This window comes from Mesorhizobium sp. WSM4844, from assembly GCF_055811775.1.
Window position 1 is genome coordinate 1 of sequence record NZ_JBVVQB010000093.1, and the last position, 14,593, is coordinate 14,593.

Genomic DNA, 14,593 nt, shown 5'->3' on the forward strand with positions numbered 1-14,593 from the left:
GTCATCGCCTGCAGCACCTCGACGTCGTTCTCGACCAGCAGCACCTTCGTGCCGAACAGACCGTAGCCGCGCGGCCGCTCCATGTCGGCGCTGCTTGCAATGGCATCGACGCTGGCGCCGATCCCGACCGGAACGTCGATGTGGAAAATCGTGCCGTGTCCGACTTTCGACGAAAACGTCACGGGATGGCCGAGTGCGGCGGCGATGCGGCGCACGATGGCCAGGCCCAGTCCCAGCCCACCGCCGGCTAGCCCGGCATCGGTCGGGAACGTGCCGCGGTGGAACTCCTCGAACACCGCCTCGCGCTGGTCGTCGGGGATGCCGCAGCCGGTATCGGCGACATCGATGCGGATCGTGTCGCCGCGATGCCTGGTGCCGACCAGCACGCCGCCGGAGCGGGTGTAGCGCAGAGCGTTGGAAAGGATGTTCTGCAGGATGCGGCGCAGCAAGGTGCGGTCCGAGCGCACGACGGCGTTTACCGGCCGGAATTTCAGCGTCAGGCCCTTCAACTCGGCGACCGGCAGGAAATCCGAGCGCAGCGACGAAAACAGCACCTCCAGGCTGACGTCGCCGATATCGGGCTGCACGACGCCGGCATCGAGCTTGGAGATGTCGAGCAGGGTGCGGAGCAGATCCTCCATCGTCTCCAGCGAGCGCTCGACCTGCCGGACCAGTTTTTTGCCTTCGTCGCTGGTCTGCACTTCGGCCAGCGCCGAGACGGAGAGATGCGCGGCGTTCAGCGGTTGCAACACGTCGTGACTGGCGGCTGCCAGGAACCTTGTCTTGGACAGGTTCGCCAGTTCGGCGTTTTCCTTGGCCGCGCTCAAATCGATGTTGGATTGTTCCAATCTACGCAGAGTCGAGTGCAGTTCCTCGGTGCGCGTACGCACTCGATTCTCGAGCGAAATCGCGGTCTGGAACAGCGAGAACGCGTTGCCTTGCTGATCCATCGAGCGCTCGACGCGGCTGACAAGGGCTGCGTTGATCTTCTTCAGCTTCTCCAGGTCGTTGATGTCCCTGAGCGGCATGAAACCTCCTACTCCGCCGCCTGCCGCTCTCCGAAGGCGATGCCGGTGAACGTCTGGTTCAGATGCATCGACCGGTACTGCTCGCCATAGGTGCCGAAGCCGATGACGTTGTTGACCTTGTAGAGTTCCGACATCTCCCGAAAGACCTGGCGGTTGCGCGCATCGAGCCTGCGCAGCACGCAGTCAAAGGCGAGGATCATGTCGATGCCGCCAAGCCTTTCCTCGACATCCCTGAAGGCGGCACGCGTCGATTCAACCATGTTCTTGGGTCGGGCGATGGACAGGACGACGCCATCGTCGATGGCGCAGAAGAACGACAGCGAGCCGTCCGCATGCATCTTCTGGATCGAGCGGCAGTAAAATTCGCCGCCGACTTTCACCACCACCGGGTGCGAAGCGAAACTCAGCGGCGTCAGCATCTGCGGGATGACGCCGACCGAGGCGGCATATTCCTCGGCGGCATTGGTGGCGTTGAATTCGCGCACGGTGCGGTGATCGGGATCGGACGCGGTCACCACCAGCTTCTCGTCGGTGGGGACGAAATTGTCGGTCTTGAACACGTGGAAAGGAATTTCCGTGGTGATCAGCACGATGATGGCGCAGTCGCAGGCAACCTTGCCGTTCGAGATCAGCCGCGTCGTCTCGAACTTCAAATCATCGCCGGCCGACCCGCCGATCAGTGGAATATCGTCGAGCCCCCAATGGATGGCGGAGGTGACCGCTTCCTCGGCATAGGACAGCCCGTCGATCAGGCAGAGCGCGAAAGTGGTGTCGGCTCGCTCGTGCCCGACGCGGCCGCGTAACGAACGCCTCAGCGCCTCGACTTCGCCGGTGATCCCGTCCATGCTCGATGACGACAGATTTTCGACCATGGTGCTGGCTGCCGAAAAAGATGCGGAGGGAAGCAGCATGGCCATGACCTGGCCGTCCTCCAGGCCTTTGGGCGTAATCTCGCCGGCCGTCGAGCAGCCGGCATAGCGGAGTGCCGGCGCGTGGTTGTTCAGCGCTTCCGAAAGGGCGACGGCCTCAAGCAGGCTTTGCGAGAAAAACAGCAGGGCAAATCCAGCGTCGATGGCCGCGGCTTCCACTGCCACCGCCCGCGCGAACGCATCCGCGTCGGGTTCGTCGGTGGTGAGAACCGATAGGCCGCATGCATAGCGCGTCCGTGAACTGGCCAGCGGCTTCCTCCTCTATTTCCTCCGACGCTCTTTTTGTGCGCGGCTGTTTTTTTGTGCTCCTGTCGCGCCGGCGTCGAAACCATTGTTGTCTTCAAGTGCTACTTTGGCAATGAGCCAACATGACGGAATTGAATTTTCTGCTGTTTTTGACAGCATCGGCGCTCAGAAACGTCAGATCCAAAACCACAGCGGAAGGGAGTTATCCATGGACGCCCAGGTCAGGAAGCTATTCGAACGCTACGAGCGGCTTTTCCGGAAATCCCTCGCCGGTGATGCCGACATGGACGAAGTCACGTCGGTCTATGCTTCCGCCTTCATTGCGGCGTCGCCTGCCGGCGTCATGATCGGGAAGAACGACGACCAACTCAAGCAGGCTATGGAACAAGGCTATGCTCGCTATCGAGCGATCGGCACCAAGGAGATGCGAATACGCGATGTTGGCATTTCGCCGATAGACGAGCATCATTGCGTTGCCCACGTCGCCTGGACGTCGATCTTTGCGCGCAAAGGCCAAACCGACGTCACGATCGATTTCGACGTCCACTACCTCGTGCAGAAACTGGCGGGAGAGCCTAAAATATTTGGCTGGGTGTCAGGCGACGAGCAGGAGGTTCTCAGAAAGCACGGCATCGGCTGAAATCGGCCTGGCCAGCACCATTGCCGCTGATGGCCGGCAGGCGGCATCGCCAGGCGACCATGGTTTCGCTTCGCTCGGCCGTTTGCCTGTCTTTGCGTGACCGAAAGTACAATAGGCGGATTTTCGGCCGAACTGCATTCTCGCAATCTCGGCATTCCGCGGCACTATTTCCCGTGCTTTATGCGGTGTAAGAATAGCGGACAGATGGAGGGCTCGGGCACCACCGACGCCAAAAACGACCAAGGTAGCACCCAGGGAGGTTTCATGTCGGAGATATCATTGACGGTGAACGGAAAGCGGGTCAGCGGCACTGCCGAAGACCGTACGCTTCTGGTTCATTTCTTGAGGGAGAATCTCGGCCTGACCGGGACGCATGTCGGCTGCGACACCTCGCAATGCGGCGCCTGTGTGATCCATGTCGACGGCAAGGCGGTAAAATCCTGCACGATGCTTGCGGTGCAAGCCTCCGGGTCGAGCGTCGTGACCATCGAAGGTCTGGCTGACGGCGCCGACCTGCATCCGATGCAGGCGGCGTTCAAGGAGCATCACGGGCTGCAATGCGGTTTCTGCACGCCGGGCATGATCATGACGGCGACCGACATGGTCGACCGCCATCCCGAAGGCCTCGACGAGGCCACGGTGCGGGCCGAGCTCGAAGGCAATATCTGCCGCTGCACCGGCTACCACAACATCGTGAAGGCGATCCTCGCCGCATCGGAGACGATGTCTTCGAAGGGCAAGGCCAGGCAAGCTGCATGAGGGGGAATGGTGAATAGTGAATAGTGAATAGTGCGATCTGGGCTGACCTTCTCGACGCTTCAACCATTCACCATTCACCACTTCACCATTCACTTCAGCAATTCGGGAGGAATTTCTGCGATGGGCATTGAAGGTGTTGGCGCTCGTGTAGCGCGCAAGGAAGACAAGCGGTTCATTACCGGCGCCGGGCGCTATGTCGACGACATGGTGGTTCCCGGCATGAAGCATGCGGCCTTCGTGCGCAGTCCGCATGCGCATGCTGAGATCAAGAAGATCGATGTCAAAAAAGCCCAGGCCATGCCGGGTGTCATCGGCGTGCTGACCGGCAAGGAGCTCAAGGCCGACGGCATCGGCAATATCATCTGCGGCTGGATGATCCATTCCAAGGACGGCTCGCCGATGAAGATGGGGGCGTGGTCGCCGCTGGCCTTCGACAGGGTCCGCTATGTCGGCGACGCGGTGGTCGTCGTGGTCGCCGAGACCAAGGGGCAGGCGCGCGACGCGGCCGAAGCGGTCGACATCGCCTACGAGGAACTGAAGGCAGTCGTCGACGCTCCCAAGGCGCTCGAAAGGAGTGCGCCACAGATCCATCCGGAAGCCGACGGCAATCTGATTTTCGACTGGGAGCTCGGCGACAGCGCGGCGACCAACGCGGCAATCAAGGCGGCTGCCCACATCACCCGCATGAAGATCGTCAACAACCGGCTGGTGCCCAACGCGATGGAGCCGCGCGCAGCGCTTGGTCACTACGACAAGGCCGAGGACCACTATACCTGCTGGACGACCTCGCAGAACCCGCATCTCGCGCGCCTGGTGATGAGCGCCTTCTACAATGTCGCGCCGGAAAACAAGCTGCGCGTCATCGCGCCGGATGTCGGCGGCGGCTTCGGTTCAAAGATCTACATCTACCCGGAAGAAATCGTCTGCCTGTGGGCCTCGAAGAAGACCGGCGTGCCGGTCAAATGGGTGGCCGACCGCACCGAGAGCTTTCTCACCGACGCCCATGGCCGCGACCACGTTTCGACGGTCGAAATGGCGTTTGACAAGGACAACAGGATCACCGGGCTGAAGGTCGACACCATCGCCAATCTCGGCGCCTACATGTCGCTGTTCTCGTCCTGCGTGCCGACCTATCTCTACGCGACGCTGTTGTCGGGCCAGTACGACATCCCGGCGATCCACGCCAATGTGCGCGCCGTCTACACCAACACCGCGCCGGTCGACGCCTATCGCGGGGCAGGGCGGCCGGAGGCCACCTATCTGCTCGAACGCACCATGGAGACCGCCGCACGCGAGCTGGGCGTGTCTCCGGCGGAACTTCGCCGAAAGAACTTCATCACCTCGTTCCCGCACCAGACACCGGTCATCATGAACTATGATGCCGGCGATTATGCCGCTTCGCTGGACGCGGCGATGGCCGCTGCCGATTATGCCGGTTTTGCCCAGCGCAAGGCCGACGCCGCCAACAGAGGCAAGCTGCGCGGCATCGGCATGAGCTGCTATATCGAGGCCTGCGGGCTGGCGCCGTCGGCGGCGGTCGGCAGTCTTGGAGCGGGTGTCGGCCTTTGGGAAAGTGCCGAGGTGCGCGTCAACGCCGCCGGAACCATCGAGGTGCTGACCGGCTCGCACAGCCACGGCCAGGGCCATGAGACAACCTTCGCGCAATTGGTCAACCAGCGCTTCGGCGTGCCGATCGACAGCGTCTCGATCGTCCACGGCGATACCGACAAGGTGCAGATGGGCATGGGCACCTACGGTTCGCGCTCGGGCGCCGTCGGCATGTCGGCCGTTGTCAAGGCGCTCGACAAGGTCGAGGCCAAGGCCAAGAAGATCGCCGCCCATCTGCTCGAGGCCGACGAGGGCGACATCGTCATCGAAAACGGCGCCCTGAAGGTCGCCGGCACCGACAAACAAGTGCCGTGGTTCCAGATGGCGCTTGCTGCCTACACCGCCCACAACCTGCCTGGCGGCATGGAGCCGGGGTTGAAGGAGACCTCATTCTACGATCCGTCGAACTTCACCTTCCCGGCCGGCTGCTATCTCTGCGAGGTCGAGATCGATCCCGAGACCGGCGTGACCGAGGTCGCCCAGTTCGTCGCGGCCGACGATTTCGGCAACATCATCAACCCGATGATCGTCGAAGGCCAGGTGCATGGCGGCGTCGCCCAGGGAATCGGCCAGGCCTTGCTGGAGGGCACACGCTACGATGCCAGCGGGCAGCTTTTGACGGCGAGCTACATGGACTACGCCATGCCGCGCGCCGACGACCTGCCGTCGTTCAAGGTCTCGACCTCGAACACGCCGTGCCCGGGCAATCCGCTCGGAATCAAGGGCTGCGGCGAGGCCGGCGCCATCGGCTCGCCGCCGGCCGTGATCAACGCCATCACCGACGCCATCGGCATCACCGATATCGCCATGCCGGCATCGCCGTCCACGGTCTGGGCAGCGATCCGAGCGACAACGAAACACTGAAAAGAGTGAATAGTGAATAGTGAATAGTAAGATTTCGCCGGAAGCTCTTCCCATTCACCATTCACCACTCACTACTCACTATCTCGCACGGGAGAATCCCATGTACCCAGTCAACTATCACCGCGCCGCCTCGGTCGCCGATGCCGCCAAGCTGCTCAAGAGCGGCGATGCAAAGCTGTTGTCGGGCGGCATGACGCTGATCCCCGCGATGAAGACGCGGCTTGCCGCGCCTTCCGACCTTGTCGACCTGTCGCGGATCAAGGAACTGCAAGGCGTCGAGGTGTCGGGCAAGACCGTCACCATCGGCGCCGCCACCACGCATCACGATGTCGCCAGCGACGAGAAGCTGAAGAGGGCGTGTCCGGCGCTCGTCCATATGGCGTCCCGGATCGGCGATCCTGCGGTGCGCTACAAGGGCACAATCGGCGGCTCGATCGCCAACAACGACCCCGCCGCCGATTATCCGGCGGCACTTCTGGCCCTCGACGCCACCATCGTCACCAACAAGCGCGAGATCGCCGCCGACGCATTCTTCACGGGGCTGTTCGAAACGGCGCTGGAGGACGGCGAGATCGTCACCGCGGTGACCTTCACCGCGCCGGCCAAGGCGGCCTATGAAAAGTTCCGCAACCCCGCATCGCGCTATGCGATCGTCGGTGTGTTCGTGGCCAACGGTGCGGACGGAGTCCGCGTTGCCGTCACCGGGGCCGGCGACAGCGGCGTCTTTCGTTCGACGGAAATCGAGGCGGCGCTTGCCACGAATTTCGACGCCGCCGTCCTCAACGGAGTGAAAGTGCCGGCGAATGATTTGATGAGCGACATCCACGCCTCGGCCGATTATCGCGCCAATCTGATCGTGGTGATGGCCAAGCGCGCAGTGGCCGCCGCCAACGGCTGAAGGAGGGAGTAGGGCAGTAGGGCAGTAGGGCAGTAGGGCAGTAGGGCAGTAGGGCAGTGGGTTACGCTGCTCGCCGGCCTAGACGATTTTTCCTTTCCCTACTCCCATACTGCCCTACTCCCTTACTCCCCTACCTGCCTGGTATAATAGCGCACCGCCTTCTTGCCGCCGTGGATCACCGCGTCGCCGACCTCGACGAAGCCGAGCGCTGCGTGAAAGGCATCTGAAGCCGGGTTGGGCGGGTCGGCATTCACCTCGCAGGTGACGATGGTCTGGCCGGCACGCGAGACATGGTCGAACAGATCCTCATAGAGCCGCCGGGCATGGCCGCGGCCACGCGCTTCTCCCGCAACGACGACGCGGTCGACATAGACGAAGCGCGGATAGCGCTCGCGGAACCACAGGAAGTTCGGGCTGTCGTAGTGGGCGTCCTGGTCGAAGGTCATGATGAAGGCTTCGAGCGCGCCGATGTGGCGCGCATAGAACGCTTCGCCGAGCAGGAAGGACAGGCGTTCCGGCTCAAGCCACGACAACTCGGCCGCGTGCGCGTTGTTGAGGGCGAGGATGACGGGCTCGTCCTGCGGCGAGACCCGGTCGATCGGCAGGCGTGCCCGTTTGTTTTCTTCCTTCGCGATCATGCTTTCGCCGCCGCAATCGTCGCCGCCACCAGCGCCGCGTCGGTCACCGTGTTGCGGTACTCGCGGTCGAGGTCGGTGCCGCCCATGCCAACCCGCGGATTGCGGTAGCGCATGGCACTCGGCACGTCCTTGAGTGCGGCGAAATGCATTTCGGTCAGTCCGGTTCTTTCCCGCACCTCGGCGATGTTGTTCGGGTCGAGCCCGCCGCAGCCAAGGATGATGATGCGCTTCCCCGCCTGCCGGACGAGGTCTGTCAGCAGGGCCACGCCCTCCAATGCGGTGTCGCGCTGGCCGCTGGTCAGCACGCGGCCGACCTTGCTGCGGATCAGCGCTTCCAGCGCATCAGTCGGATCGCGTGTCATGTCGAAGGCACGGTGGCAGGTGACGTTCAAATGCCCTGCCGCCTGCACCAAGTCGCTCATCCGCTTTTCGTCGATGGTACCGTCGGCATTCAGGCAGCCGACGACGACACCGGCGACGCCAAGCTCGCGCAGCGCGCTGATATCGGCGAGCATCGAACGGTACTCGGCGTCGCTGTAGAGAAAATCGCCGCCGCGCGGCCGCACGATGACGTGGAATGGGATCGTCGCCAGTTCGACAGCTGCGCGCACCATGCCAAAACTCGGTGTGACGCCGCCCTCGACGAGGCTGGCGCAGAGCTCGACCCGGTCGGCGCCGGCGGCTTGCGCGGCGAGCAGGCCATCGATGCCTTCGACGCAGATTTCGATCAGCGGCAGGCGAGGGCGTTCGGTGTCGATCACAGGGCGATCCGTTGCTGTTTCAAGATGTGCAGCCCTTAGCATCGGGCTCCGTGCCGCGAAAGCCGGAACTCTTGGCTCAACGCGACGGGTCATTGCGGTTCGCAATGCGGCCAATCAACGCCTTCAACCGCCTCAACGCCGCCACCCGGCAGATGGTCGGCGCCTGGGGTGAGCCGGAGCGGCTCGCCGATATGCGCCATGGCTGGTTTCGCGGCGGCGCATCAGATCCGCAAATTGTGGGCGTTGGCGCGGACGAAATCGATGAACGCCCGCAGCTTTGGCGGGACGAGGCGGCGGCTGGGATAATAGAGGTGGAGCGGTTCGTAGGTGGGACAGAAAGGCTCCAGCACCTTGACCAGCGCGCCTGAGGCGAGAAGCGGCGCAGCGAGGCCTTCGATGGCAAAGGCCAGGCCAAGCCCTTGCGCGGCGGCGGTGATGCAGAGCGGCAGTGTGTTCACGACCAGACATGCGTCGGGTGTAAACTCGACCTGGCGTCCATCGACAACAAACTGCCAGGGCGAGATGGCGCGGGTGCGGGTGAAGGCGAAGGCGATGCAGCGGTGGGCAGCGAGGTCGGCGGGTCGTTTTGGCGTGCCGCTACGCGCCAGGTAGTCGGGGCTGCCCAACACCACCGTCTGCAGCGGCCCGCCCAGACGCGCGCCGATCATATCCTTCTCGAGAAGCTCGCCGATCCGCAGGCCGGCATCGAAGCCCTGCGCGGCGATATCGACGAAATTGTCGTCGAAGATCAGGCTAAGCCGCACCTCCGGGTAGGCATCCATGAACGGCCCCATCAGCGGCTCGATCAGCAGCGGCGCGGCGATCCACGGCAGGCTCAGGCGCAGCGTGCCGGCGGGGCGGTCGCGGGTCTCGCGCAGTGCCGCGCCGGCCGCCCGGATCTCCTCAGCCGCTGGGCGCACGTGGTCGAAATAGTGGGCGCCGGCTTCGGTCAGGCCAACGCTGCGGGTCGTGCGGTTGAGGAGCCGCACCCCGAGACGCTCCTCGAGGCCCTTGACCGCCTCGCTGAGCGAGGCCGGGGCGACGCCGAGTTCGGCGGCGGCGCGGGTGAAGCTTTTTGCCTCCGCGACCTTCACGAAGGCGAGATGCCGCTGAACTGGTCGAGTCGCATTGTGAGGATATTCCAAATAGCCTTGTCGGACTCTACGGGTTTTTCCGGTGAACCAAAAGCGTCATGTTGGCCCGACGAACGGGCTTCGCTGTCGCGACGGCCCGAAAGGCAAGGAGACAGGACCGATGACCAGGCTCGCTTCGCTCGCCGCCGGCGCTCTCCTGGCGGTGTCCGCCGCCCCCGCCAACGGCGGCCCGCAGGAAGACCGCAACATCCAGTTGATCAAGGACTATTACGCAGCCTATGCGACCGGCAACCCGGAGGCGGTTCGGCCCTTCCTGGCGGCCGACATCGTGTGGCGCATTCCCGGCCACCATCCGCTAGCCGGCGACAAGCGCGGGCCGGAGGAAGTGGTCGCCTTCTTCCGTGGCCTGGCCGACGGCAAATTCAGGGCTGAGCCGATCTTCTTCCAGGCGCAGGGCGATCTCGTCGTCGACATCCATCGCGGCTGGTCCAACGTCGGCTCGGGTCCCGAGATCGACCAGCTTTTCGCCCTGATGTTTCGCATCAAGGACGGCAAGATCACCGAGGCGCAGAATTTCTTGACCGACATGTACCAGTCGGACGCCTTCTACTGGGCGCACTACAAGCTGAAGCCACTGCCCGGCCGACTGGCGGATGACCGCTGAGACGGTGGCCTTTAATCCATCGCGCCGCGCTTTTCGTTCCCGGCCAAAGGAGATTTGCGATGTTGAAAATCCTGACGCTAGCCACGGCAACCGCCGTCGCCCTCGGCTCAAGCGCCTTCGCCGCATCGCGCGTCGAGCGCGTTGCTTTCGCCTCGCACGGTGAGCAGATCGTCGGCGATCTCTATCTGCCCGAGGATCTGGACGCGAAACCTCGGCCCGCGCTGGTCGTGACCGGCGCCTGGATGACGGTGAAGGAACAGATGCCGGCCCGCTATGCCCGCGAGCTGGCCGACCGCGGCTTCGTCGCATTGACCTTCGATTTTCGCGGTTGGGGCGAGAGCGGCGGCGCCCGCCGCCAGTATGAGGACCCCAGCGCCAAGGTCGCCGACATCGAGGCGGCGGTCGCCTATCTCGCGGCCCGGCCAGAGATCAGCAAGGACCGCATCGGCGGGCTCGGCATTTGCGCCGGCTCCGGCTACATGGTCACTGCCGCCGCCAAAAATGCCGCGATCAAGTCGGTCGCTTTGGTCGCGCCCTGGCTGCACGATGCCGAGGTGGTCGAGCAGACCTATGCCGGCAAGGACGGCATTGCCAGGCTTGAAGCCGTGGGCGATGCGGCCGAGGCCGCCTATCGCCGCACCGGCAAACAGACATTCCTGCCCGCCGCCAGCCTGACCGACGAGCGGGCGATCATGTTCAAGGTGCCTTACTATACAGAGGCTGGTCGCGGCATGATCCCGGCCTGGCGCAACGAGGCCGACCCGGCCTTTTGGCGCGGCTGGCTGACATTCGATGCGATCCAGGCTGCCCGGCGCCTGCATCAGCCCTTGCTGATGGTGCACAGCGAGGCGGCTGCCATCCCGCAGGGCGCGCGCAAATTCTATGCGCGGCTGACCGGGCCGAAGCAGGAGCTGTGGCTCGACAACGTCACCCAGTTCGACTTCTACGACCGCGCTGCGCCGGTGAAGACAGCGAGCGACGCCGTTGAGGCGCATTTCCGCGCCACGCTGGGCGGTGCAGGGGAGGCGGGACAATGAGCCCCGTCACCCGCCGGTTTGTTTTGGCCTCGGCAGTTCTTGCCGCGACGCTTGCCGCTCTGCCCGCCTTGAGCACCATGCAGTCCACGGCTGCGCTGACGAGCGAAGACAAGACCGCCATCGCCGAGGCGGTGGCGGGGATCGGCCTCTATGCCGATTTGCGCGAATGGGATCGGGTAAAATCCTATTTCACGACCCGCGTCACGACCGACTATACCAGCCTTTTCGGTGGCGAGGTCGCGACCAGCGACCGCGACGCGCTGATTGCTCAGTGGCAAGGCCTGCTACCGGGCTTCGACGCCACCCAGCACCTTATCACCAACATCGTTGTCGAAGGCGCGGGCAACGACGCGGTCGCGCGCAGCCATGTTCGCGCTAGCCACTGGATCGACACGCGGTTCTGGACGGTCGGCGCCAGCTATCTGCACCGGCTGGTGCGGACGCCCGAAGGCTGGCGCGTCAGCGCCATCTCGATCCATCGCTTGTACGAGGAGGGCGACCGCGCCGTGCTGGCCGCTGCTGCGGACCGGGTGGAGGCGGCGGCGAAATGACAACGCAAGGTTGCGCCGGGAACCGATCGGCGACGACATTGGTGGTCCGGCCACTGCCCGATCATTTCATGTCGATGTGAACTCGGTTTGGTTCGGGAGTTCTGCCTCTCCTGAACATGCCTGGCGTCATGCCATGCATGGTCCGGAACGCACGGGAAAGATGGCTCTGGTCGGCGAAACCTGCCGCAATGGCGGCCTCAGCGAGGCCGAGCCCCTGTTCGATCAAGAAACTGGCGCGACGCAGTCTCCGGTCGCGGATATAGGCTGCAGGCGTCAGGCCAATCGCTTTCTTGAAATCCCGGATGACCTGGAACCGGGTGACGCGCGCGGCGTCGGCAAGCCGCTGCAGGTCGAACTGCGAGCCAAGGTCGCTTTCGACAAGGTTCTCGTAGAGCGAGAACCTCTGTCGCGATCCCGAGCTTTCGATCTCCTCTACCCGCCCGCTGCAATCGCCATGCCGAACGATGAGATGCCTCAAGGCGACGAGCAGCGACGTCTCGGCCTGCGTCGCGTCCGGTGAGGTCGAGCTCTGGTGTGCTGCCATCAATGCTGCGGCGAGATCGCTGTCTTCGATATCAGGACGTGAGAAGACCGGAGTGTCAGCCCTGCCCAGCTCGTGGGCGAGGCCCGCCATCAGCGGCACCGGGGGATAAAACGTCCGGTAGGCCCAGCCTTCATCCGCACCTTGTTCCCCGTCATGCCACTCCTCGGGATTGACGACAGCAATGGTGCCTGCCGGAGCGACTATTTTGTGGCGCCCGATGCGGATGCGTTCGCAGCCAGCCGTGATCAGCGCGATCACATAGGTTGGGTGCGTGTGCAGATCATAGCGATGCTGCGTGAAGCGCGCCTTGAACAGGCCAAGCTCAGGGAAGCTGGGGTGGCGCCAGTATTTCCTGGTCTCTGTCGCGTCCACGGCTTTTGTCCCTGCAGCGGTCAATCTGGTTCAAGACGCCTGTTGTGCGACCTTCTAATCGTGATCCAAACCGCCCTTTGCGGCTTGGAAGGAGAGCATCATGCTGCATAATGACCCGATCGCCGCTCTGACTCCAGAGGTCATAGCCTGGCGGCACCACATCCATTGCAATCCCGAACTCGGATTCAAGGAATATGAAACGGCGCGTTTCATTGCCGAGAAACTGCGCGCCTTCGGCCTCGACGAGGTGCATGAGGGGATCGGCGGCACCGGGGTCGTCGGCGTCCTGCGCAGCGGCATGGGCACACGCGCCATCGGTCTTCGCGCTGAGCTGGACGCGCTTCCCATCGTGGAGAGGACCGGCTCGCCCTATGCGTCCAGGAACGGGGGCGTGATGCACGCCTGCGGCCATGACGGCCACACCGCCATGCTGCTCGGCGCGGCCAGCCTGCTCAGCCAATCCCGCGCCTTCGACGGCACCGTCTACTTCGTCTTCCAGCCAGCCGAAGAAAACGAAGGCGGCAGCATGCGCATGATCGAAGACGGCCTGCTCGAGCGTTTCCCGGTCGAGGCGATCTATGCCGTCCACAACTGGCCGGGCCTGGGGCAGGGGACGATCGCCGCTCGCGCCGGGGCACAGATGGCGGCCGTCGACAATTTCGAGCTGACCTTCGAGGGTTTTGGCGCGCATGCCGCCATGCCGCAACTCGGCGACGATCCGATCCTGGCCGCGGGCGCCTTCGTCCAGGCCGTTCAGCGTATCGCCAGCCGCTCGGTCGATCCGCAAACCGCGCTGGTCGTCAGCCTCACCCAGATCCACGGCGGCAATGTCGGCAACATCGTGCCGGGCAGGGTCTGGCTGCAGGGCACTTGCCGGTTTTTCGAGCCCGGTCATTCCGATCATTGCGAAAAGCTGATCGGCGAGATCGCCCACGGCATTGCCGCAGCCCATGCGCTCAAGGCCACGCTCGACTACAAGAAGGGTTATCCGCCGCTCATCAACACGGCTGACGCCACGGCCCGCGCCATCGCGGCAGCCGCCGCCACCGTCGGCAGCGAGAACGTCTCGACCGAGTTCAGCCCGAGCCTCGGCTGCGAGGATTTCGCCTTCATGATCCGCGCGGCAGGCGGCTGCTACGCGTGGGTCGGCGTCGGCGATGTCGGGCCCGGCGAGGGCCTGCACGGCGACCGCTACGTCTTCAATGACGAGATCGTGCCGACCGTGCTGGGCTACTACGTCAATCTGGTCGAGCAGACGCTTCCCGCCTCGTGAACCGTCAGAGGGAAAACTGACGGCTCAGCGGGAAACCCCGATCTGAATGCGATTCGTGCGCGATAAGCCGGGAAGGAGTCAGGCGCGAACCAACCCGACACATCTCAGCCGGCTGTGGCCACGAGTTGCGTTACGCGAACAGGATTTTCCAGCACTGTCAGTGCGGTATCGGCCTGATTTTCATCGACCTGCGCCATCACAAAAATGACGCCTTGTTCAACGTTCGGCTCACCCGGCTGTTTGGCAACATCGGCAGATGCCTGGAGAAGCCCACCAGCAAGGCCGCCGCAGGCCCCACCGACAAGAGTTAGGCCAGCCACCGCTCCGACAGGATCAATGCCCGTGGCCTCAAAAGCACCAAGGCCGATTAACAGACCAGCGGCCGCGCCAAGCGCAGCACCCCCCGGACCACGCAGGACAGCCCTGATTTCGTCGTCGTAAGGTCCGATGACGCTGATCTGTTCTTGAGAAACTCCTGCCGCCTGAAGCGCGGCAACGGCACGCGCTGCCTGGTCGCGGGAATCGAAAAGTCTGCTGATTGTTCGCATTTTGACACTGCCCATCGCATAGTCGCGGGGGGGGGGGGGGGGGGGGGGGGGGGGGGGGGGGCCGCGGGGGGGGGGGGGGGGGGGGGGGGGGGGGGGGGGGGGGGGGGGGGGGGGGGGGGGGGGGGGGGGGGGGGGGGGG

15 protein-coding genes are annotated in these 14,593 nt (G+C 64.0%); 8 read left to right on the forward strand and 7 right to left on the reverse strand.

Annotation, left to right across the window (positions count from 1 at the left end):
- Both AC0L2A_RS34745 and AC0L2A_RS34750 read right to left on the reverse strand, forming a co-directional pair.
- The coding region (locus tag AC0L2A_RS34745) for a sensor histidine kinase (protein WP_473612697.1) at positions 1-1,028 on the reverse strand (1,028 nt) is incomplete at its 3' end.
- 8 nt (positions 1,029-1,036) lie between these two features.
- Positions 1,037-2,116, reverse strand: coding sequence for an FIST N-terminal domain-containing protein (locus AC0L2A_RS34750; RefSeq protein ID WP_473586694.1), 1,080 nt, complete (start codon positions 2,114-2,116; stop codon positions 1,037-1,039).
- Between the two features lie 295 nt (positions 2,117-2,411).
- Here AC0L2A_RS34750 and AC0L2A_RS34755 point away from each other — a divergent pair, with 295 nt between their 5' ends.
- From AC0L2A_RS34755 to AC0L2A_RS34770, 4 genes are all read left to right on the forward strand, one after another.
- Complete coding sequence (locus tag AC0L2A_RS34755; RefSeq protein ID WP_473612713.1) at positions 2,412-2,843, forward strand: nuclear transport factor 2 family protein; 432 nt, start codon at positions 2,412-2,414, stop codon at positions 2,841-2,843.
- 264 nt (positions 2,844-3,107) lie between these two features.
- Complete coding sequence (locus AC0L2A_RS34760; protein ID WP_473612698.1) at positions 3,108-3,602, forward strand: (2Fe-2S)-binding protein; 495 nt, start codon at positions 3,108-3,110, stop codon at positions 3,600-3,602.
- Between the two features lie 120 nt (positions 3,603-3,722).
- Positions 3,723-6,074 (forward strand): xanthine dehydrogenase family protein molybdopterin-binding subunit, encoded by a 2,352-nt coding sequence (locus AC0L2A_RS34765; RefSeq protein ID WP_473612699.1) that lies wholly within the window; start codon positions 3,723-3,725, stop codon positions 6,072-6,074.
- Positions 6,075-6,174: 100 nt separating this feature from the next.
- A complete protein-coding gene (locus tag AC0L2A_RS34770) occupies positions 6,175-6,972 on the forward strand; it encodes an FAD binding domain-containing protein (protein WP_473612701.1) in 798 nt (265 codons plus the stop codon).
- A 122-nt stretch (positions 6,973-7,094) separates the two neighbouring features.
- On the opposite strand, the gene AC0L2A_RS34775 is transcribed toward AC0L2A_RS34770, so the two are convergent.
- From AC0L2A_RS34775 to AC0L2A_RS34785, 3 genes are all read right to left on the reverse strand, one after another.
- The gene (locus AC0L2A_RS34775) at positions 7,095-7,610 is read right to left on the reverse strand and encodes a GNAT family N-acetyltransferase (RefSeq protein WP_473612702.1); all 516 of its coding nucleotides are present in this window, start codon (positions 7,608-7,610) and stop codon (positions 7,095-7,097) included.
- Positions 7,607-8,413 (reverse strand): copper homeostasis protein CutC, encoded by an 807-nt coding sequence (locus AC0L2A_RS34780; RefSeq protein ID WP_473612714.1) that lies wholly within the window; start codon positions 8,411-8,413, stop codon positions 7,607-7,609. The genes AC0L2A_RS34775 and AC0L2A_RS34780 overlap by 4 nt, the downstream gene beginning before the upstream one ends.
- Before the next feature lie 179 nt (positions 8,414-8,592).
- Positions 8,593-9,465, reverse strand: coding sequence for a LysR family transcriptional regulator (locus tag AC0L2A_RS34785; protein ID WP_473612704.1), 873 nt, complete (start codon positions 9,463-9,465; stop codon positions 8,593-8,595).
- Positions 9,466-9,625: 160 nt separating this feature from the next.
- Here AC0L2A_RS34785 and AC0L2A_RS34790 point away from each other — a divergent pair, with 160 nt between their 5' ends.
- The 3 genes from AC0L2A_RS34790 to AC0L2A_RS34800 are packed head-to-tail and all read left to right on the forward strand — an operon-like array spanning position 9,626 to position 11,717.
- Complete coding sequence (locus AC0L2A_RS34790) at positions 9,626-10,129, forward strand: nuclear transport factor 2 family protein (RefSeq protein WP_473612705.1); 504 nt, start codon at positions 9,626-9,628, stop codon at positions 10,127-10,129.
- A gap of 59 nt (positions 10,130-10,188) precedes the next feature.
- Positions 10,189-11,166: an alpha/beta hydrolase gene (locus AC0L2A_RS34795; protein ID WP_473612706.1), complete on the forward strand. Its 978-nt coding sequence runs from the start codon at positions 10,189-10,191 to the stop codon at positions 11,164-11,166.
- On the forward strand, positions 11,163-11,717 hold the full coding sequence (locus tag AC0L2A_RS34800) for a nuclear transport factor 2 family protein (RefSeq protein ID WP_473612708.1): 555 nt from the start codon (positions 11,163-11,165) through the stop codon (positions 11,715-11,717). The genes AC0L2A_RS34795 and AC0L2A_RS34800 overlap by 4 nt, the downstream gene beginning before the upstream one ends.
- A 61-nt stretch (positions 11,718-11,778) precedes the next feature.
- Here the strand turns inward: AC0L2A_RS34800 and AC0L2A_RS34805 are convergent, their stop codons facing one another.
- The gene (locus AC0L2A_RS34805) at positions 11,779-12,633 is read right to left on the reverse strand and encodes an AraC family transcriptional regulator (RefSeq protein ID WP_473612709.1); all 855 of its coding nucleotides are present in this window, start codon (positions 12,631-12,633) and stop codon (positions 11,779-11,781) included.
- A gap of 100 nt (positions 12,634-12,733) precedes the next feature.
- On the opposite strand from AC0L2A_RS34805, the gene AC0L2A_RS34810 reads away from it, so the two are divergent.
- The gene (locus AC0L2A_RS34810; protein WP_473612710.1) at positions 12,734-13,906 is read left to right on the forward strand and encodes an amidohydrolase; all 1,173 of its coding nucleotides are present in this window, start codon (positions 12,734-12,736) and stop codon (positions 13,904-13,906) included.
- A 104-nt stretch (positions 13,907-14,010) separates the two neighbouring features.
- Here the strand turns inward: AC0L2A_RS34810 and AC0L2A_RS34815 are convergent.
- Positions 14,011-14,593, reverse strand: a 583-nt coding sequence (locus AC0L2A_RS34815; protein ID WP_473612712.1) for a hypothetical protein, incomplete at its 5' end; no start/stop codon positions are given.